Consider the following 18,151-nt stretch of genomic DNA (forward strand, 5'->3'; position numbering starts at 1 on the left):
GATGAGATTTCCCATTCTTTTAAAGAAGTAAGATCCCTGAGAGATGATCAGGTAGATAGGTCAGAAGTGGAAGGCCAGTGATGGTTGGAGCGGACTGATACTAATCGATCGAGGACTTAACCAAGAGAAAAGGAAGTAAGGTTTACGGTTTATGATGAGACTTCAAATCCAGTTTTGAGTGGGCAATGATTGAACACTCAGTAAGAATAGTGTGGTGGCGATAGCGGGAAGGATACACCTGTACCCATGTCGAACACAGAAGTTAAGCTTCTTAGCGCCGATTGTAGTGCCGGGTTGCCCGGTGTGAGAGTAGGACGTCGCCACGCTGTTTGTAATTTTCCGGCATAGCTCAGTTGGTAGTAGCGCATGACTGTTAATCATGATGTCGTAGGTTCGAGTCCTACTGCCGGAGTACTTTTAAGACAGTATAGGTACTGTCTTTTTTTTTATCTAAAATACGATTCAAAGGCTCTTTGTCAAATGGTGTTGATAGCTTCAAATCAAACTAGTAAAAAAGCTCAAGCAAGAGAAATTCTGGCTTGAGCTCTTTTTTTGCTCGTGCTTAAATGACAAGTAATAGGACTAGGACACAAGCTGACGAGATACTAGTACCGGTCTGTCCGCAGCAATACATAGATTCTTTCGCCGTTTTCAGGATCATAACGGCCACTGTCTTGAAAACCATGCTGTCGATAAAGAGCTGCGGCATTTGAATTTTCTTCATGGAGGCTGAGAAGAATTTTAGAGACGGGAAATTCAGAAAAGAGAAATGTCGTCAATAATTTTAGAAAGCTACTTCCAAGGCCCTTACCTTGAAAGTGATAATCTAACATAAAACGATCCAGCCAGACACTATGTTCACCGGCATCGTAAGCACCTACCATTGCAAATCCCACCGCAATGTCTCCGTTAAATAATGCCAAAGGACGCCACATCAAAGAATGGTCGTAAGCTGCTTCCAGTAAGGACTGCTGGTTACTCTCAATGAAATGGGATTGCTGAGGGGCAACTGTCAAGGCAGCAACTTCCCGCCAGTTGGTTTGATTAACAGGGTGAATCTTCAATTGGTTCATGGGTGTGACATCTCCTAGCTTAATCCGGGCGTCTCAACGTTTCTAAGAGGCCCAAGTGGCTGTAATCATTGCCGGCCAACCGAGCGACTGGCGCCAGCTTTTCTGTCAAAATATATTCTCGCTTAGCATCAAAGACAGTTTCATCGAAATAGAAATCAGTGACTTCTAAATAAAAGATATCAGTCATAGGCAGGTCACTGCGATCGGTTAGGAGCTGGTGTTGAAATGGGCGGACATTGAACCGAATCTTTGCATTTTCCACTGCCAGTGGAGCATCTTTTTCCTGAAGTAGTTGCAGCTCGTCGGGCAGCAACTCCAGCTCGCTATCTGTAAAAGAGAGGGAAGCCGCGGTTTGATTCATAGCCGACAATAGCTCCGGTGTCACGATGTGGATCACACCGGCTGTAGGCGCTGTTTCGTTTTTCGTTTCTTGAGCAGCTAGGAGATTACGGGCGGTATCTTTTGGTGTACCGTCTGGTCGGCGATTGACAGATAACATGACTAAGGGAATCCGACTACTGAGTATCGTAAAGAAACTAAACGGGGCCAAATTTGTCACACGGGTTTCGAGATTGTGGGTGCTGATCCAGGCAATGGGACGTGGGGCAATCGCTCCGGTGAGAAATTTGTAAGCCTGCTTCTGGCTGAGTTGGTCGGCGGAATAATGGTAATGGGACATAGCGATTCATCCTTTCAAATAGGCAAGACTACCTTTTCTCTATCATACACAAAAACAAGCCCCGCTGCGAAAGTAGGGCTTGTTGGAAGTGAATATTATTGCCGCTTTTGGTTGGCGTCAGAAGTGTCGAACTCGCGGACGTATTCTTCAATCTCTTGCCGCTTAGGTTCTAAGAATGGTGGCAAAGAGAGAATTTCGCCGGCAGTTTCGTAGGTTTCGTCTTGTAAGAAGCCAGGGCCATCCGTAGCTAATTCAAAGAGAACGTTAGGTGCTGCCATGAAATATTCTGATTCGAAGTAGAAGCGTTCCACAAAACCGGAGTTTGGAAATTCTAAATCGTTGATGCGTTTGATCCACCATTCCAGCGCTTCTTTGTCAGCCACTCGCAGTGCCAAGTGATGAACGTTGCCGTAACCTTCACCAGCATCTGGAGACTGGTCGTCGTGGATTACGATGATTGATGCGCCATTGCCGCCTTCACCGATTTCATACAAGGTCATGTCACCGTCTTCAGCTGTCTTTTCAAAGCCTAGTACATTGACCAACACTAAATTCATATGGTCAAAATTGCGGACGCTGACAAAAGCCGGCCCTAAGCCGATGATTGCTTTATCTGCTGGTACATTGCTGTTTTTCCATGGGGTTCCACCAGCAACGCCGATATTTTTTTCATCTGAGATCAATTGATAGCGTTGATTGTCGAAGTCTTCAAATTCCAAATATTTTTTGCCAAAACGTTCTTGAATGTCACCATGTTGAATAGCATGGGTGGTAAAGCGGTCAGCCCACCACGCCAAAGCAGCATCATCGGCCACTCGAAAAGAAGTTCGGGAAATGGTATTGGTGCCTTTTGTACCCTTAGGAACATGAGGGAAGTCAAAGAAAGTCATGTCCGTGCCGGCCGAACCCAAATCATCGGTGAAATACAGATGATACGTTTCGATATCGTCTTGATTGACTGTTTTTTTGATCATCCGTAGTCCTAAGATATCAGTAAAGAAGCGGTAAATCTTTTTCGCACTGGATGTCATTGCAGTAACGTGATGTAATCCTCTAATTTGTGTGTCCATTTTTATTTCCTCCTGAATGACAGTCGCCGCAACAAAATAGCAACGAAAGTTCAAATTTTAAGTGGTCCAACGAGTTAGTTGTTAATCGATACCTTACTAAAAGTAAGTATAAAGGTTTTTGTTTTTCTTAGCAAGAGTTCTGCTTTTAGCGACAAATTCACGTTATAATGGATGTAACTGACGATCGCAACGACGGGATCGATAGGAGGAAATAAGATGAAGTCACTTTTTTTTGATCTGGATGGAACAATCGTAGACTCCTCTGAAGGAATTTTCGCATCTGTCCGCTACGCAATGGCCAAAATGCAGCTGGAGCCTTTGACAGATGAACAGCTACGGAGTTTTATTGGTCCGCCCCTGAGTAAATCATTTGAAAAATTAGGCTTGTCACCAGAAAGCGCGGCTGAAGGAGTCGCTTATTATCGGGAAAATTATCGCGCTGGCGGGATTTTCCAAGCTCAGGTCTACGACGGCATTGCAACCTTATTGGCACAATTGGGTCGTGATCCGGAAATCAGCGTATACCTAGCGACTTCGAAACCGGAAGTATTTGCAAAGCAGATTTTAGAGCATTTTCAATTGGCAGCTCACTTTGACGGGATCTATGGTGCCGATATGGCAGGAGAACGAGTGGTAAAAGAGGCTGTGTTGGCTTATGCCTTAGCAGCTGCTGGTACAAAAGATAAAAAGCAAGCTTGGATGATTGGAGACCGGGAACACGATATGATTGGCGGCGCCTTGAATGGTGTGACACCGGTGGGAGTCTTGTGGGGCTTTGGCGATCAGCAAGAGTTGGCGACAGCCGGGGCAAAATATCTGGTAGAAACCCCTTTGGCGCTGGCAGACTTAATCACTACTGAATTGAACTAGCTTAGCAGAGGTATTAAGTGAAAAAGGGTGAAGAAGTCTGCTATGACGGGCTTTTTCTCCCTGTTAAAAGGGTAGCAAGAATTTTTAGTGATTTTTTACGTTTTCCACTTCAAAAGTGTTGACTTCATTGTCGGGATACCTTATAATTTCATTTGTGCTCGTCATTAGAATAACAAGATAATTGACGTGACTGCTTGTGGTGATGTGTCATTACCTACAAATTTTATTTTTTTAATCTGTTTTTATAACATGCCGCTTTAGCTCAGCTGGTAGAGCACTTCCATGGTAAGGAAGGGGTCAACGGTTCAAGTCCGTTAAGTGGCTTTCAGGTTTTCCAAGCACTCGTTTGGAAAACCTTTTTTTGTGGTGGCATTTTGGAAGTTGTCGCAGGCGTGTTCTTTTGCCAAATGCCATCCTTTGATCTTAAAAAAGGCGAATATCCAGTTAATCAAGTAGAGAATAAAACAGGAAAGATTGTAAAACGTAAAAACTGCAGCTAGCTGTCATTTAGATGATGACGCGCTGCAGCTTTTTTGTCTTAAAAGGCGGCATTCGTTCCTGTGATTCCGTCAAATAAATGAGTGATCAACTGTGTGTAGGGTTCAGGCTGATTGCTGTTGGTTAAAAGAATCACCCCACTTTTGGCATCTGGTGTTAGAAGCACCATAGCTCGTTGGCCTTGCTCACTACCATGGGCACGGATGTGGTCCGGATAAATATAGGAGCCACTGCGATAGGCAGGCTCGTTGTTGGCAGCCCAAAGATTTGCCAGTACCTTTTTGTCTACCACCTGACCTGCAAGTAATTGATGGAAATACCAATAGAGGTCGCGAATGTCCATGGAGACATTGCCGGTTCCCAGTTCATGGGCAAAGCTAGCAGGGGTTTCATTGATTTCTTCGGCATAAGGATCACCCTCGGCTTGCTTATAAGAATGAGTTCGCAGGGGGTCTTTCGGCCAGTTTTCGTAAAAACCGGTAGAGGTTAGACCCAATTGCTGCTGATAAGCTTTTTGAAACAATGTCTGATAATCGGTTTGATAAAGCTGTTCCAAAATTCCTGCCAGTATTATGAAATTCACCGGAGAATAAAAGTAATGTCCTTGATTCTTTAAGGTGGTGTGGGTTTTGACAAAAGCGATCAGGTCACTGTCAGTTGTGACGAAATCAGGTATTGTCGGTAGTCTCAAGCCGGAAGTCATTTCTAAAAGGTTGCGGATGGTAATGGTCTCAGCTGCCGGAAGCTCAGGATAAAAGTCACTGAGGGCCGTGTGAAAAGTCAGTTTGCCGGCTGCAATCGCCTGCATAATCAGGGAACCGGTAAAGCTTTTTTGAATGGAACCAATCTGATAGTGAGACTGGGGTGTATTGGGTTGTTGTGTTTGAGCATCGGCCAGACCGTAGCCTTTATTCAATAGGATCCGACCGTTTTTGATGAGTAAGACACTGCCAATAAAGCCGGTCTCGCTAATCTTTTGGTCCCATTCGTCTGCTCCCTCCGTGACAACCGTTTTTTGCAAAGAGGCGTAATCGTCGGCAGAAGGCGCCTCTATCAACTGTGTTAAAGCAGTCGCCTTGGAAACAGGAAGGACGGTTTCTGACTGAAAGAGGCCTAAAATTTTATCTGTCCAGGAGTTATTGGTTAAAATGATAAGAGCACCTGCCACTAGTAGGCAGCTAAAAAGCAAAACGAGATGGTGTTTTCGTGGTTTTGCGTGGCGCATTGGCATAAGCTCACCTGATTTCTTCGTATTCGGCCGTATTTAGAACAAGACGGAAAAAAACAGTCCTGTGTTCAACTGTTTCTTAGTAGCGAGTACTTTGTCACTGGCTGCTATTATTCTACTCAGTTGGCGCCTTTTTACAAGTGATAGCTGTCTGAGGAAACGAACAGTTTTGCAAGGTCTTGGTAGGGGCAGACGCTTTGCCTTTTCTCTTGAAAAAATGCTTAAAAAAGTATTGTCAAAAGGCGGAGAACTTGATACTATATTTGTAACGGTTGGCTGGCATTTCGTTGGCTAAACCTTATTGTTTAATCTTCCGGCATAGCTCAGTTGGTAGTAGCGCATGACTGTTAATCATGATGTCGTAGGTTCGAGTCCTACTGCCGGAGTCTAAAAAACCTTTCGCATATGCGAAAGGTTTTTTTGCTGTCTTCAGGGGCTGCAGCTGATGGCTATCAAAAAAAGAAAAAAAGCACCACTTTTTGATAGCCAAATTAATAGCTAAAAAGTAGTGCTTTTTATCAGTATAAATAGCGTCAACTGTTGAAATCAGTGACCATGCGTTCAATCTCGGCAAGTAAGTCTGCCAATGCTGGAACATTGGCAGTGGATTTCGAGCTTTTATCACCTTTTTCGATGATGACCGCTTCTGCCAGTCCATCTGCGCGCTTGGGCATCTTCAATGCGGTCAACTCGTCGTAATCTCGAATTTTGTAGCCGCCTTCGCCTTCTTGAACTACGAAAATCTCGCCACCATCAGCTAACCATTCCTTGATTTTATCCATTAGGAAACATCTCTTTTCCAAAAATTTAGCGGATCATCATCCTCTAAAACAAGTCTAGCACCGGCAAGATAAAAAGAAAAATGATAACGCTTATTTTTCAGAGCTGCTTGCAGGAAGTTCCTTCAATTTGGTTTGAAGGGTAGTAAAAAGGGCCTTTGTCTGTGCAGGTTCTTTGAAGGTGAAGTAATAGTCTTTTTCCCTAGTGACCAGATGGAGTAACGGTTGAGAACGATTGTCGAGATAAAAGACGGCCTGTTTTCCATCGACTGTGAAACGGCCGATTTGATAATAAGCACCACCATAGCCATTGGTACGGTGGATACTGGCGACTCTATCCGAAATTTTATCGATGAGCTCTGCTTTTTGGATTGCTTCAATGGGAATCTGTGAACTGCCGGAAAGTGGTGCTGACAGATACACGTCACCATTATTTATTTCCCCTGTAAAGGGTTCATGACTAAAGTCCAATAGATAAGTGGGAAGCAAGGTCATGACCATCGCTCCGAGGACCAAAAGACCAATGAGCCCCACGAGGACTTTGCCAATTGGCCGACCCAGATTCATAGAGATGTTCAAACCGATGCGATCAGCTACCATCAAGCGGTGATCAGCCGGGTTGATATAAACTCCAAAACGCCAGTAGCGATCTTCACCAGCATAGCGGAAGTCTTCTGTCTGGGCTAATAGTGCGTCTTGCTTTTTTCGCAGTCCCAACAAGTGAGCGATACACAAGAAGATACTGCCAAAAATGGTTAAGAAGGAGACAATCGCTAAAAGAATGGCTCCTAGTCCGGATAGCTGTGGGCCGATAATCGACAAAAGAAAGATGGCCACAAATCCATAGGAAATTCCAACAGCCACTTGAGACCAACTACGTTTTGTCAGGTCATTGTAGCGACGGTTCAAGTCAGAATCATCTGTGGGTGCCATTACCGGTAGCCGCTTGACAGAGTACCAGCAACCAACTGCGAGCAGCCAACTAAAGATAGCAACGAGATTCATCATTAAATTGACGTCAAAATCAGTGCTGAATTGCCAAATTGTAAATCCCAACGTTACTATTAGTGGCGGAATCAACCAGGCAAAACCCACCATTTGTTTGTTTTTGGCTACGGTTAGGCGGGTATCCACCATGATTGGTTCTACTGGAATCCGCCAGCCAAGTTGTGCTTTGAGCAGCGCCATTTTACGAATATACCGGATCTCAATTCCATAAAAAACCGTCAAAGGCACCAGCATCAGCAGCCAAAAGAAGGTCATTATCAAGGAATCGTAGGTGAAAATGAGTATCGTCAGTGACAACAGCGAACTCACGGCGGCGGTTTTCCATAAGGCGCGCTTGTAGCTATTGATTATTGCCAGGGTTTCCGGCGCAGTTAATTTGTCGGTGGGCAGTGTATTTTCCAGGATTACATTTTTATGAGGCTTGCCGGCAATCCCGAGACTGAAGGCCATAATGACATACAGAAAAATTAAGACACCCACCAGAATGAAGTTGACAAAAGCCATAATTATACCTACTTTCTCAAGGGGTTAAAAAGAGCGTTTCAGAGCTGTCGACGACTAAAGACTCGGTTAGCTGATCCGATAGCGACTAGTATTAACAACAGTGCCAGCAAGATTGCCGGCCAACTGTGAATGATTTTGGCACTTCCTGTCAGCCATTCCAAGTTGCGGCTACCCAGTGTGAAGGGATCGTAGTCTTTAATCTTTTGAAAAATCCCCAGCAACATGGAGCTGCCTAAAACCAATGCCATCAACAGTAAGCTTTGCATACTGCTGGCGGCAATGGCGGAGGCTGTTATCATTAAGCTGAGGAAAAGAACGCCGTAAAGCCATAGCAATAGACAACTGGTCAAGATATGAAGCTGGCCACTGTCAGGAAAGAAGTAGCCAGTGTAGCCCCAACTGACCAAAAATGAGCCCCAAAAGCCCGATGTCCAAATGCTCAAAAGATACATGGTCTTCCCTAAGACGACAGCGGTCCGATTCATTCCTTTGGTCAATAAATTTACTAATGTGCCTCGTTCAACTTCCCCACACAATGTATCCGCGTGAAACAAAACCATTGCTAGAAGTCCGAATTGCAGACTGTTTTTGAAAAACTGTGTCCAGGCGTCAGCAGCGCTGGGAGCCGGCAACTGTAAAGCCATTCCTGCCGGCAGTGCGGCCCTCATGATTTCCGGCGTTAGTTTGGCCAAGGTGGGAGACATCAGTCCGGTAGCGACAAAGACAATCAACAATACCAAAATGCGTTTGCGACGCCATGCTTCAAAAAATTCTTTCTTCAGTTGAATGCCGGTTTGTCTGATCATGAGTTAGCCACCACCTTTAAGAAAATCTGTTCCAAGTCTGGCTCAACCAGACGAAAACTACGAGGCAAAAGGGCCAGTTGCTCGATGAGATTCAATAGCTTACGACCCTCTGTCTCCGGCTGAGAAACACTAATTGTCAGACTTTCACCAGAGGTTTTAACGCTGCCGGGAAGGTCTGTTTGTACTTGTAAAGCAACCGCCAATTTTTCGCAAGCGCTGACTTCAGTAAAAATCACTTCATATTGAAAGGCACCATAAGATTGCTTTATCTCATCTAATGGACCAGCCAATTGAATCTGACCCTTATGAAGTAGGGCCACATGATCGCAGATCGCTTCCACGTCATTTAGGATGTGGGTAGAAAAGAGGACAGTGGTTTTTTGTCTCAGTCCGGCAAAGATATCCAAAAAAGCACGACGGCCAATGGGATCTAGAGCAGAAGTGGGTTCGTCGCAGATCAAGATGGCTGGTTCATTTAATAAGGCTTGGGCCAATCCCAGCCGCTGCTTCATTCCCCGAGAATAGCCGCCAATCTTCTTGTTGACATTGCTGAGACCCACCAACTGTAGAAGCTCTTTGGTGCGCTTTGAAATTTGCTGAGGATCCATGCCGGTAATTTCACCGCAAAGCCGCAAGTATTCGGTGGCTCGCATATAAGAATAAAAGCTGGGAACATCCGGCAGATAACCGATGTTTCGATTGGTACTAGAACCACCCATTCGGACGGGTTCTCCCAATATCGTGATCTTGCCGCTGTCAGGAGGCAACAGTCCTAAAAGCAGTTTCATGGTGGTAGTTTTGCCGGCGCCGTTTTCGCCAACGAAACCAAATATGCTACCTTGAGGAACGGTAAGATTCAACCCTTCCAAGATTGTTTTTTGACCAAAGCTTTTGGTGACGTCCCTCAATGTGATGGCGTTCATTCCTCTACCCCTTTTCCGAACGCGAAGTAGCAGATTGGGCCGATAAACGAGATTAGGCCACAGACCAGCACCCACAACAGCTTGTTGCCGAAACGATAGTGGGGGTGCCGCAAAACATCAACAATGGCAAAGATAGCCAGGCCCACCTGCAGGATAATCAGTGGAATCAGCACTGGTAAATATTGATTCAGATCAATCGTCATGATTTTTTTCTCCTTTAGTAACGCAAAACGTGTCGTGTTTGGTTGATAAAACTAATCGGTTTGCTGTTCATTTGTCTTTTCAAAAGTCTGCCAGATATCAGCAATAGCGGCTTCTGCTTGCTCTTTTGGCAGCTGATGGACGTGAGCTTCTGCTAAAAGCAGTGCCAGTCGTTTTTGCCAATCCAAAAGAGCGACTTCAGGAAAAGGATCCGGCCGGGTGACAATCGAACCTTTTCGGCGGTCAGTTACCAGGTAGCCAGCCTCTTTCAATAAGTTGTAAGCTTTGGAAATCGTCATGGTGTTGACGCCCAACTCGTCTGCCAACTGCCGAACTGTGGGAAGCGTCTCACCAACGGCTAATTCCTGCCGCGCAATTCCCACAATAATTTGGTCACATAATTGCTGATAAATGGGGGTCTCGGAGCGGGTATCAATTTCAAGCAGCATAAGATCACCTCTTTGTATTATAAATATTAATACAAACAATACAAAAAGGCAAACACCAAAGCTGATTAGCCGACGTTGTTCAAATAAAAAAACAAAGACAGCTAGCGAAAGTTTTATGGTTCTCTTGGCGTAGTGATTCTTTTTATCTGAATAGAAAACAAGGATTCCGTTAGAGTCATGATGGTTTTTACAGAATTTTTGCACATTATTTGTTTTCAGAAAATCAAAGGAGTACAATGGTTTTCGTAAGTGTCTAAGCGTCGCTGGGAAGCGACACTTAGACCCAAGTAAAGAACGGCTGTCCCTGTCGTTAAGTCGACTGGCAGTCGTGTCTGATGAATGAAAGGATGAATCACATGTCAGAAATCACCAAAGAAATGACAACCAAATTCGCGGCGGATTTCAATGCCAACAACAAACACAACGCCTTGGCTCGCGGGGTCATCAAAAACGGCATCACCGCTTCCGCAGAAAACTTCGAGACACAAGTCAACAATGTTCCAGTTTTCTCCCTGGATCTTGCTACTGGTAAAGTTGCCAATCAAAAGCAATCCGGCCGTTGCTGGATGTTTGCGGCATTGAACACTTTCCGCCACAAAATGCTCAACAGTTTCAAACTGAAGGATTTTGAATTGTCTCAAAACTATACATTCTTCTGGGACAAGTATGAAAAAGCCAACTACTTCTATGAAAATATCTTAGCAACGGCAGATCAAGAGATGACAAGCCGTAAAGTGGCGTTTTTGTTGCAAACACCGCAACAAGATGGCGGCCAATGGGATATGATTGTTTCCATCTTCCAAAAATACGGTGTGGTTCCGAAAACGGTTATGCCAGAAAGCAGCAACTCGTCTAATTCTCGCGATTTGAACAACTATTTGAACAAATTGTTACGCAAAGATGCCGTTACTTTGCGAACAATGGTTGCTGAAGGCCAGGCAGCTGATGCCATTCAGGCAGCTAAAGGGGATATGTTGCAAAACGTCTACAACTTCTTGGCTATGTCTTTGGGAACTCCGCCGACTGAATTCGACTTTGAATACCGGGACGAAGACAAAAACTACCATATCGACCAAAACCTGACACCACAAAGCTTCTATGAAAAATACGTCGGTGTTGATCTGAATGACTACGTGTCAATCATCAATGCGCCAACCGCTGACAAGCCATACGACAAATCCTACACAGTAGAAATGTTGGGCAATGTCGTTGGGGGCAAAGATGTTAAATATCTGAATGTGGATATGTCAACCTTTAAAAAATTGGCTATTGCACAATTGGAAGCTGGCGAGTCTGTCTGGTTTGGTTGTGATGTGGGTCAATCTTCCACACGGGAATCAGGGATCATGGCTTTAGATGCCTATGATGTGAATGACTTGTTTGACATTGACTTTACGATGACTAAAGCACAACGTCTGGATTTTGGCGAAAGCTTGATGACTCACGCAATGGTCTTAACTGGTGTAGACATTGTGGATGGCAAATCCACAAAATGGAAAGTTGAAAACAGTTGGGGTGAAAAAGTCGGCGATAACGGCTTCTTCGTCGCGTCAGACGACTGGATGGATCAATACACCTATCAAATCGTCGTTCGCAAAGAGTTCCTGACTGCTGATCAATTGGCAGCTTTTGAAGCTGAACCAACTGTTTTGGCTCCATGGGACCCAATGGGAGCATTGGCATAAGCTTGTTCGTTGCCATTACTTGAAAAATATCGTAAATAAAAAAACAGAGAGGCAGGCCAAAAGCTGGCAGCTTCTCTGTTTTTTTTGCAGAATTGGCCGATGACTCTCAAGATAACCACCAGGATTAGCGATTCAAATCTTACTGATTTTTAGCAGCGGCTTTGGCTGAGATTGGTTAGCTATTCATTAGGGCTACTATTGAAAATGAGTGTAGGAAAATAGCGAGCTGTGGCTGTGTAAGGGGAAAATCAGATTTTGACAAAAAAGGAAAATCAGATAGTTCTCCTTTTTCATAAAAATTTCCGAGTTTCTTGAAAAGACATTTCTTAACTCTTTCGCTATAATAAGGTCGTCACTGATAATAAGTAAGTTATCAGAGTGAACTGTTGAAGAATGGTCACTGGGAACCTTTACTTCCTTTGACGGACTTGTCATTTAACAAATCCGGCTAGCGCCAGTTCTCTAAAAGCCTGTTCGTGGTCCTCCGCCCCGAGAGCAAGACGCGCTTTTTGTGTGGGCAAAATGCTGGAAAAAGAAAGGTTGATTCTATGACAACTCTGCTCATTGTACTTATTCTAGCCGTCTTTGTGGCGGCGCTGTATGGCTTTTATCGTATGCAGCAAAAACATTTGAAATTCTCCACTCGAGTATTTACGGCGCTTTTTGCCGGGATTATCTTCGGGGGGGCACTGCAGCTGATCTTCGGGACGGAAGACAAAGTTGTGACCGGTTCTTTGGAATGGATGAAGATTGTCGGCAACGGCTATGTTGCCTTTTTACAAATGCTGGTGATGCCGTTAGTCTTTGTTTCCATCGTTTGTGCCTTCACTCGGATGAAAGAAAGCAATCAGCTGGGCAAGATCAGTTTCACGGTTTTGGCTGTCTTGCTTAGTACTACAGCCATTGCCGCATTGATTGGGATTGGTTCGACGATGCTTTTTGGTTTGGACGGTGCTTCTTTCACTCAGGGATCAGCGGAAACCGCCCGCATCGCAGAATTGGCAGAACGCCAGACGGAAGTCGCTTCTCTGTCGATTCCAGAACAGATTTTGTCTTTCATTCCTAAAAATGTCTTCGCTGACTTGGCTGGGACACGACCGACTAGTACGATTGGTGTCGTGATTTTTGCAGCCTTTGTTGGGGTCGCCTATCTGGGGGTAAAACGAAAAGCACCAAAAGAAGCCCAAACATTTTCTGATTTGATGGATAGCCTCTACAAAATTGTGATGCGCATTGTGACTTTGGTGTTGCGTCTGACGCCTTATGGGGTGTTTGCTTTAATGACCAACGTCTTGGCATCTAGCAATTTCAAGGCAATTGTCAATTTGGGGAAATTTATTCTGGCTTCTTATTCAGCATTGATTGTAGTACTGCTAGTCCATCTGTTACTGTTGGCTTTTGTTAAAGTTAGCCCGATTACTTACTTGAAAAAAGCGCTGCCGGTACTGAGTTTTGCTTTTACCTCCCGTTCATCAGCCGGTGCGATGCCGTTGAACATCGAAACCCAGACGAAAGCATTTGGCGTGGATGATGCCACGGCCAATTTTTCTGCTAGTTTTGGGATTTCCATTGGTCAAAATGGTTGTGCCGGGGTTTACCCAGCTATGCTGGCGACTATCGTAGCACCAACTGCCGGAGTCAATGTCTTTAGTCTGGAATTCATCTTGATGTTGATCGCCATCGTCACCATCAGTTCCTTCGGGGTGGCCGGTGTAGGGGGCGGCGCGACTTTTGCCTCTCTGATTGTTTTAGGTGCCATGAACTTGCCAATTGCAATCGTTGGGTTGGTGATTTCCGTTGAACCATTGATCGACATGGCCCGCACAGCAATCAATGTTTCTGATAGCATGGTAGCAGGAATTGTGACCAGCGCGCGTATCAAAGGGCTGGATCGCAACGTGTTGGAAGATCCAAATGCAGTAATTGACGCACAATAAGCTATTAAAAAAAACAGCTGAAAAGCAATGGTCGTAAATCAGAATTCATTCTGATTTCTGGACCACAGCTTTTCGGCTGTTTTTTTAGGCAGAAGATTGACTGAAACTCGGAGCATCACTAAAAAAGCAGTTGCTGGCAAGTTTCAACTATTCTTTTCATGGAATGTCGGATCCGCTTCGTCGAGGATCTGAAACGTCAAATCGATTAAGTACAACAGGCAGCAGGTTAAAAGCCCGATTAACAGATAAAACATCATCATCATCTCCAAGTCGTTTGTTATAGCCGACAGCTGAAACAAAAACGGACTGACCATTTTATGATTATATTATACCTTGTTTTTTTTATTTGTGAACGGCATTCCTTCACTTTCGTAAGCTTCAAAGAAAAAAGCGTAAATAATAAGAATGTTTCGTCGTTTTCAGATAAAAAGGTTACAATCCTAAGACGGTTTTACGAGTTTCTGCTATACTCAGTAGTAACGAGGGCTTGTATCTTGGAAAAAAGTCGTTTACAAAAAGTAGATAATTACAAGGTTTGCTGGTTACGGTCTTTGTACCAACGGCCCCAAAGCACAGAACGAATAGAAGGTGGAGGTCGTAACATGGTAGAACGATTGATTCGGCTGCAAGGTGCAGCAAATGTCCGGGATCTAGGAGGCTATCGCAATCGAGAAGGAGTAGCCGTGCGCTATAAAAAAGCAATCCGCTCGGCAGCAATTTCTGATTTAACTGCGGCAGATGCTGAGCAACTAGCGGCTTATGGCATTGTAAAAGTGGTTGATTTCCGTTCCATTGCTGAACAATCCAGGGAACCAGATGTCAAAATTCCTCATACCGAAAACATCTTTTTACCGATCTTTAAAGAAGATGAAACCAAGGTGTCGGCAGCTCCCCGTACATTGATGGAACAGATTCAAGCAGGGCAGGATGCTGCACAGCAGATGCAAAAAGTATATCGACATTTTATTGAAGAAGATTATTCACGGGCTTCTTATCACCGTTTTATCGAAATTCTGCTGGAAAATGACGCTCCCGAGGCGGGCGTTTTGTTTCACTGCACTGCTGGAAAAGATCGTACTGGTTTTGGCGCGGCGCTGATTCTCGCTATCTTAGAGGTTGATCAAGACAGCATCATGGAAAACTACCTGGAAACCAACAGCAACATGGTGCAAAAAACCAGCGATATGCTGAAACAAGCCCAAGCAGCGGGAGCGCCAGAAGCAATGCTTGCTGGCATCAAAGAGTTGATGCGAGCCGATCAAAGCTATCTGGCAGAAAGCTTCAAAGCAATTACTAAAAATTATGGCGACATGTCCGGCTTTTTGAAAAATGGGTTGCAGTTGTCCGCAAGTGATTTGTCAGACTTTCGCAAACTCTACACAGATTTTGCGTGAAGCTCGTGTTTGTTGAAAGCCGTGGTTTTTTGAGGCAATTGTGTCGCAAACAAGCAGCTAAAGGGGGTAGATGACCGATGGGAACAACAGAAGTTATGACAAAGCTCGGATTGAAGGGTCAAGTTCTGCCTATCAGCGGTGGAGATGTCAATCAGAGTTTTCGAATCAATACCGAAGAGGGCAGTTTTTTCCTGAAATACCACCCAAATGTCAATGCAGAGTTCTTTCAGGCAGAGGTTCATGGGCTCAAAGAGATTTTTGATTTCGTGCGGGTACCTAAAATCTATGACTTTGGTGAAGTTCCTTCTGGCGCCTACTTGTTAATGGAGTGGATTGAGCCTGGGGAAGGGGATCATCGGGAGTTGGCGGCTTCGTTGGCAGACTTACACAAACAGAGTGCCCAGCAGTTTGGATTTTACGAGGATAATTTCATCGGGATCTTACCGCAAGTCAATGCCAAGACGGGGAGTTGGGTGGATTTCTTTTTGACCTGTCGCTTGGATGTCCAAGTAGAATTAGCCAAATTGCACAATGTTTGGAATGTAGAGCGGGAAGCTGGCTACTTGAAGCTTAAAGAATACATTTGGAATCATTGGCGAGATCACGATTTTATGCCGAGCCTGCTTCACGGTGACTGTTGGAGCGGCAATGTCTTTTTTGCGGCAAACGGCCAGCCAATTTTTATAGATCCAGCAGTTTCTTACGGGGATCGGGAGATGGATATTGCCATGAGTCAGCTCTTCGGTGGATTTAAGGCGGAGTTTCTGGAAACCTATCAAGACCTGTTTCCACTACCTTCAGGCTGGCAAGAACGCCAACCAATCTACCAGTTGTATTATCTACTGGCGCATTTAAACCAGTTTGGCGAAAGCTACGGTGCCCAAGTGGATCAGATTCTAGCAGCATTTTAATAAAATCACAGCGGGCAGCGGTTAGGCAGCAAGCCACCGCCTGCCTGTTTTTTGGGGGAATTATTTTGGCAGTCAAATATGCAACAACACATGAAGTCGCCTACTACGAGTGCGATGTCAACGGGACGATGACTTTTCCGGCCATGATCTCTGCATCCATCAAAGTCTCTGAAGAGCAAAGCGATAGTCTTAATCGTGGAACAAAATTTGTCCACAGTTTCGGATTGACTTGGATCTTGACCAACTATCAGCTGGAAATTACTCGCCTGCCACGAGTGGGTGAAGTGTTGACGATTGCTACGATGGCGATGGAGTACAACAAGTATTTCTGTTATCGTCATTTTTGGATTGAGGATGCTTTTGGCAACGAATTGGTGAAAATCGAAGCGGTCTTTGCATTGATGGATATCAAAAATCGAAAAATGGCCAGTGTGCCGGAAGAAATTATTGCGCCCTATGAAAGTGAAAAAGTGAAACGCATCCGCCGTTACCCGAAAATTGAAAAGATCCAAACGGGGACCTATCTGCCTTACCGGGTGCGTTTTTACGATATCGATAGCAACCATCACGTCAACAATGCTGTTTATTTCAACTGGATGATTGATGTGTTGGGGAGGGACTTTTTGACTACGCATGTTCCAGTGTACGTAATCGTCCGCTATGATAAAGAAGTAGAATATGGCAATGAGATTACCAGTCATTTCGAAATTCTGCCGCCAACAAAGGACAGTGATGGCTTGATTGTGACGCGCCACGAAATCCGTTTGGGAGAGGACCTTTGTTGTGAAGCCAACATCAAATGGCAGAAAAAAATGTCGTAAAAGTGCGGGAATCTGACAAGCTTTCTGTCAACCTCTTCTAAAGCGGACACTACCAAATATGAGCCGCAAGCCAAAAGAGACACGTAGCTTCCACTGTTTATTAATGGAAGTTGCGTGTCTCTTGTTTGTTGAATATGTCATGCGTTTTTTGCAGGTACGGTCACGTTTTTTTACGGAGAAAGCCCCAAGGAGTGCATCCAATATACTTTGTTTAAGCTTTGAAATAGTTGGCATTGCTCGGTGTTACAGCCTTGCTTTTTGTAAAATTGCAGCTTAGTTTTCCATGAAAGTCATCAATTCTTCACGGCTCAAGTGGCGGTTATGGGCAATCAGCAATTTAATACGAGCTTTTTGAGAGTTGAGGCTGTTGGAGAAGATGATGCCCATTTCCTGTAGTTGGCGTCCGCCGCCGGTATAGCTATAGACGGGTTCGGCCACCCCGTTGAAGCAGCGGGACACTAAAACTATCGGCAGCCCACGATCTAACATCTGTTGTAGAGGTGGGAGCGTATCCGGAGGCAGATTGCCAGCTCCCAGGGCTTCAATCACCAAGCCGTCGATACTGCTTTGAGCTAAAGCCGTAAACAGTTCCCCATGCATCCCAGCATAAGCTTTGATGATAGGAATCAAGCCGTCTACGCGATCCACATCCCAATGAGGTGCGGGTAGTAGTTCTTGCATGAAGAGAATGCGACTTTTAGTCACCAGACCAATAGGCCCCAAAGTTGGTGTGCGGAAAGTCGCAACATTGGTAGTGTGAGTCTTCGTCACGTAACGAGCAGAGTGAATTTCGTCATTCATCACCACCATGACACCTTTATCCACTGCTTTATCGCAGGCAGCGACCCGAATGGCACTTTCAAAATTGTAAAGACCATCACTGCCTAGTTCGTTGGAAGAGCGCATGGCTCCGGTGACTACGATAGGAAGCAGATTACCAATAGTGGTATCCAAAAAGAAGGCTGTCTCTTCCAGCGTATCGGTTCCGTGGGTGATGACTATACTGTCAAAACCAGCAATTTTGGCAATCTGGATTCGTTCTTTGAGTTGAAGCATGTGTTCCGGCGTGATCTGAGGGCTGGGGAGATTAAAGATATCTTCCACTACCAACTCGACATCTAGAGGAAGTGCCACCGACGCATCCATTAGCGGATTTGCTACATCTGGTGTGACCCCGCCAGTCAAGGCATCTTCTTTCATGGCAATGGTGCCGCCGGTATGAAGAACCAGTATTTTTTTCATTGAGCCACCTACTTTGAAAATAATTTTAGTAAAACCAGCGGATTTTCGACCCGTTGTTTATTTCGAAGCCATT

The 18,151-nt window shown here is 44.8% G+C and carries 17 protein-coding genes, 3 tRNA genes and 2 rRNA genes; 11 read left to right on the forward strand and 11 right to left on the reverse strand.

The genetic code is table 11. The annotated features are described in order from the left end of the window. From ACOMA8_RS12015 to ACOMA8_RS12025, 3 genes are all read left to right on the forward strand, one after another. Positions 1-124: ribosomal RNA gene (locus tag ACOMA8_RS12015) — 23S ribosomal RNA — on the forward strand; the annotation flags it as partial. Positions 125-210: 86 nt separating this feature from the next. Next, a 5S ribosomal RNA gene (gene rrf / locus ACOMA8_RS12020) occupies positions 211-326 on the forward strand. Between the two features lie 12 nt (positions 327-338). Next, positions 339-412: transfer RNA gene (locus ACOMA8_RS12025), tRNA-Asn, on the forward strand. A 193-nt stretch (positions 413-605) separates the two neighbouring features. Here the strand turns inward: ACOMA8_RS12025 and ACOMA8_RS12030 are convergent. The 3 genes from ACOMA8_RS12030 to ACOMA8_RS12040 all read right to left on the reverse strand — a co-directional run bounded on the left by ACOMA8_RS12030 (position 606) and on the right by ACOMA8_RS12040 (position 2,822). Continuing rightward, positions 606-1,073 carry a GNAT family N-acetyltransferase gene (locus ACOMA8_RS12030; protein WP_421371033.1) on the reverse strand — a complete coding sequence of 156 codons (468 nt, stop codon included), beginning with the start codon at positions 1,071-1,073 and terminating at the stop codon, positions 606-608. 19 nt (positions 1,074-1,092) lie between these two features. Then, positions 1,093-1,752 carry a flavin reductase family protein gene (locus ACOMA8_RS12035; RefSeq protein WP_421371035.1) on the reverse strand — a complete coding sequence of 220 codons (660 nt, stop codon included), beginning with the start codon at positions 1,750-1,752 and terminating at the stop codon, positions 1,093-1,095. Positions 1,753-1,847: 95 nt separating this feature from the next. Next, a complete protein-coding gene (locus ACOMA8_RS12040; RefSeq protein WP_421371037.1) occupies positions 1,848-2,822 on the reverse strand; it encodes a ring-cleaving dioxygenase in 975 nt (324 codons plus the stop codon). Between the two features lie 216 nt (positions 2,823-3,038). Between ACOMA8_RS12040 and ACOMA8_RS12045 the strand changes: the two genes are divergently transcribed. Then, positions 3,039-3,692 (forward strand): HAD hydrolase-like protein, encoded by a 654-nt coding sequence (locus ACOMA8_RS12045; RefSeq protein ID WP_421371040.1) that lies wholly within the window; start codon positions 3,039-3,041, stop codon positions 3,690-3,692. Between the two features lie 251 nt (positions 3,693-3,943). Next, positions 3,944-4,016 (forward strand) — tRNA-Thr (locus ACOMA8_RS12050). A 214-nt stretch (positions 4,017-4,230) separates the two neighbouring features. Here the strand turns inward: ACOMA8_RS12050 and ACOMA8_RS12055 are convergent. Then, complete coding sequence (locus ACOMA8_RS12055) at positions 4,231-5,415, reverse strand: serine hydrolase domain-containing protein (RefSeq protein ID WP_421371043.1); 1,185 nt, start codon at positions 5,413-5,415, stop codon at positions 4,231-4,233. 315 nt (positions 5,416-5,730) lie between these two features. On the opposite strand from ACOMA8_RS12055, the gene ACOMA8_RS12060 reads away from it, so the two are divergent. After that, positions 5,731-5,804, forward strand: a tRNA-Asn gene (locus ACOMA8_RS12060). A gap of 147 nt (positions 5,805-5,951) precedes the next feature. Here the strand turns inward: ACOMA8_RS12060 and ACOMA8_RS12065 are convergent. The 6 genes from ACOMA8_RS12065 to ACOMA8_RS12090 all read right to left on the reverse strand — a co-directional run bounded on the left by ACOMA8_RS12065 (position 5,952) and on the right by ACOMA8_RS12090 (position 10,088). Further along, positions 5,952-6,200 carry a hypothetical protein gene (locus ACOMA8_RS12065; RefSeq protein WP_161899288.1) on the reverse strand — a complete coding sequence of 83 codons (249 nt, stop codon included), beginning with the start codon at positions 6,198-6,200 and terminating at the stop codon, positions 5,952-5,954. 90 nt (positions 6,201-6,290) lie between these two features. Further along, a complete protein-coding gene (locus tag ACOMA8_RS12070) occupies positions 6,291-7,709 on the reverse strand; it encodes a hypothetical protein (protein ID WP_421371045.1) in 1,419 nt (472 codons plus the stop codon). Positions 7,710-7,747: 38 nt separating this feature from the next. Continuing rightward, a complete protein-coding gene (locus ACOMA8_RS12075) occupies positions 7,748-8,515 on the reverse strand; it encodes an ABC transporter permease (protein ID WP_421371047.1) in 768 nt (255 codons plus the stop codon). Next, the gene (locus ACOMA8_RS12080) at positions 8,512-9,438 is read right to left on the reverse strand and encodes an ABC transporter ATP-binding protein (protein ID WP_421371049.1); all 927 of its coding nucleotides are present in this window, start codon (positions 9,436-9,438) and stop codon (positions 8,512-8,514) included. Before ACOMA8_RS12080 ends, ACOMA8_RS12075 begins: the two co-directional genes overlap by 4 nt. After that, positions 9,435-9,641 carry a PLD nuclease N-terminal domain-containing protein gene (locus tag ACOMA8_RS12085; protein ID WP_161899292.1) on the reverse strand — a complete coding sequence of 69 codons (207 nt, stop codon included), beginning with the start codon at positions 9,639-9,641 and terminating at the stop codon, positions 9,435-9,437. Before ACOMA8_RS12085 ends, ACOMA8_RS12080 begins: the two co-directional genes overlap by 4 nt. Positions 9,642-9,692: 51 nt before the next feature. Beyond that, on the reverse strand, positions 9,693-10,088 hold the full coding sequence (locus ACOMA8_RS12090; RefSeq protein ID WP_421371052.1) for a GntR family transcriptional regulator: 396 nt from the start codon (positions 10,086-10,088) through the stop codon (positions 9,693-9,695). A 356-nt stretch (positions 10,089-10,444) separates the two neighbouring features. Between ACOMA8_RS12090 and ACOMA8_RS12095 the strand changes: the two genes are divergently transcribed. From ACOMA8_RS12095 to ACOMA8_RS12115, 5 genes are all read left to right on the forward strand, one after another. Next, positions 10,445-11,773: a C1 family peptidase gene (locus tag ACOMA8_RS12095; RefSeq protein ID WP_421371054.1), complete on the forward strand. Its 1,329-nt coding sequence runs from the start codon at positions 10,445-10,447 to the stop codon at positions 11,771-11,773. A 548-nt stretch (positions 11,774-12,321) separates the two neighbouring features. After that, positions 12,322-13,710: an L-cystine transporter gene (locus ACOMA8_RS12100; RefSeq protein WP_161899295.1), complete on the forward strand. Its 1,389-nt coding sequence runs from the start codon at positions 12,322-12,324 to the stop codon at positions 13,708-13,710. Between the two features lie 602 nt (positions 13,711-14,312). Further along, positions 14,313-15,104 carry a tyrosine-protein phosphatase gene (locus ACOMA8_RS12105; RefSeq protein WP_421371056.1) on the forward strand — a complete coding sequence of 264 codons (792 nt, stop codon included), beginning with the start codon at positions 14,313-14,315 and terminating at the stop codon, positions 15,102-15,104. A 77-nt stretch (positions 15,105-15,181) separates the two neighbouring features. Further along, complete coding sequence (locus tag ACOMA8_RS12110; RefSeq protein WP_421371058.1) at positions 15,182-16,015, forward strand: fructosamine kinase family protein; 834 nt, start codon at positions 15,182-15,184, stop codon at positions 16,013-16,015. A 65-nt stretch (positions 16,016-16,080) separates the two neighbouring features. Next, positions 16,081-16,836, forward strand: a complete 756-nt coding sequence (locus tag ACOMA8_RS12115; protein ID WP_421371060.1) for an acyl-[acyl-carrier-protein] thioesterase — start codon at positions 16,081-16,083, stop codon at positions 16,834-16,836. A gap of 273 nt (positions 16,837-17,109) precedes the next feature. Here the strand turns inward: ACOMA8_RS12115 and ACOMA8_RS12120 are convergent, their stop codons facing one another. Further along, entirely contained in the window at positions 17,110-18,078 is a 969-nt protein-coding gene (locus ACOMA8_RS12120) for an asparaginase (protein ID WP_161899299.1), read from the reverse strand. Positions 18,079-18,151 lie beyond the last annotated feature (73 nt).

The sequence above is a fragment of the Enterococcus infantis genome (genome assembly GCF_049166715.1).
Taxonomy (GTDB): Bacteria; Bacillota; Bacilli; order Lactobacillales; family Enterococcaceae; genus Enterococcus_C; species Enterococcus_C leclercqii.

Coding starts and splice junctions, on each gene's coding strand:
- ACOMA8_RS12030 (WP_421371033.1), bottom strand. CDS start 1,073: ATGAACCAATTGAAGATTCACCCTGTTAATCAAACCAACTGGCGGGAA.
- ACOMA8_RS12035 (WP_421371035.1), bottom strand. CDS start 1,752: ATGTCCCATTACCATTATTCCGCCGACCAACTCAGCCAGAAGCAGGCT.
- ACOMA8_RS12040 (WP_421371037.1), bottom strand. CDS start 2,822: ATGGACACACAAATTAGAGGATTACATCACGTTACTGCAATGACATCC.
- ACOMA8_RS12045 (WP_421371040.1), top strand. CDS start 3,039: ATGAAGTCACTTTTTTTTGATCTGGATGGAACAATCGTAGACTCCTCT.
- ACOMA8_RS12055 (WP_421371043.1), bottom strand. CDS start 5,415: ATGCGCCACGCAAAACCACGAAAACACCATCTCGTTTTGCTTTTTAGC.
- ACOMA8_RS12065 (WP_161899288.1), bottom strand. CDS start 6,200: ATGGATAAAATCAAGGAATGGTTAGCTGATGGTGGCGAGATTTTCGTA.
- ACOMA8_RS12070 (WP_421371045.1), bottom strand. CDS start 7,709: ATGGCTTTTGTCAACTTCATTCTGGTGGGTGTCTTAATTTTTCTGTAT.
- ACOMA8_RS12075 (WP_421371047.1), bottom strand. CDS start 8,515: ATGATCAGACAAACCGGCATTCAACTGAAGAAAGAATTTTTTGAAGCA.
- ACOMA8_RS12080 (WP_421371049.1), bottom strand. CDS start 9,438: ATGAACGCCATCACATTGAGGGACGTCACCAAAAGCTTTGGTCAAAAA.
- ACOMA8_RS12085 (WP_161899292.1), bottom strand. CDS start 9,641: ATGACGATTGATCTGAATCAATATTTACCAGTGCTGATTCCACTGATT.
- ACOMA8_RS12090 (WP_421371052.1), bottom strand. CDS start 10,088: ATGCTGCTTGAAATTGATACCCGCTCCGAGACCCCCATTTATCAGCAA.
- ACOMA8_RS12095 (WP_421371054.1), top strand. CDS start 10,445: ATGTCAGAAATCACCAAAGAAATGACAACCAAATTCGCGGCGGATTTC.
- ACOMA8_RS12100 (WP_161899295.1), top strand. CDS start 12,322: ATGACAACTCTGCTCATTGTACTTATTCTAGCCGTCTTTGTGGCGGCG.
- ACOMA8_RS12105 (WP_421371056.1), top strand. CDS start 14,313: ATGGTAGAACGATTGATTCGGCTGCAAGGTGCAGCAAATGTCCGGGAT.
- ACOMA8_RS12110 (WP_421371058.1), top strand. CDS start 15,182: ATGGGAACAACAGAAGTTATGACAAAGCTCGGATTGAAGGGTCAAGTT.
- ACOMA8_RS12120 (WP_161899299.1), bottom strand. CDS start 18,078: ATGAAAAAAATACTGGTTCTTCATACCGGCGGCACCATTGCCATGAAA.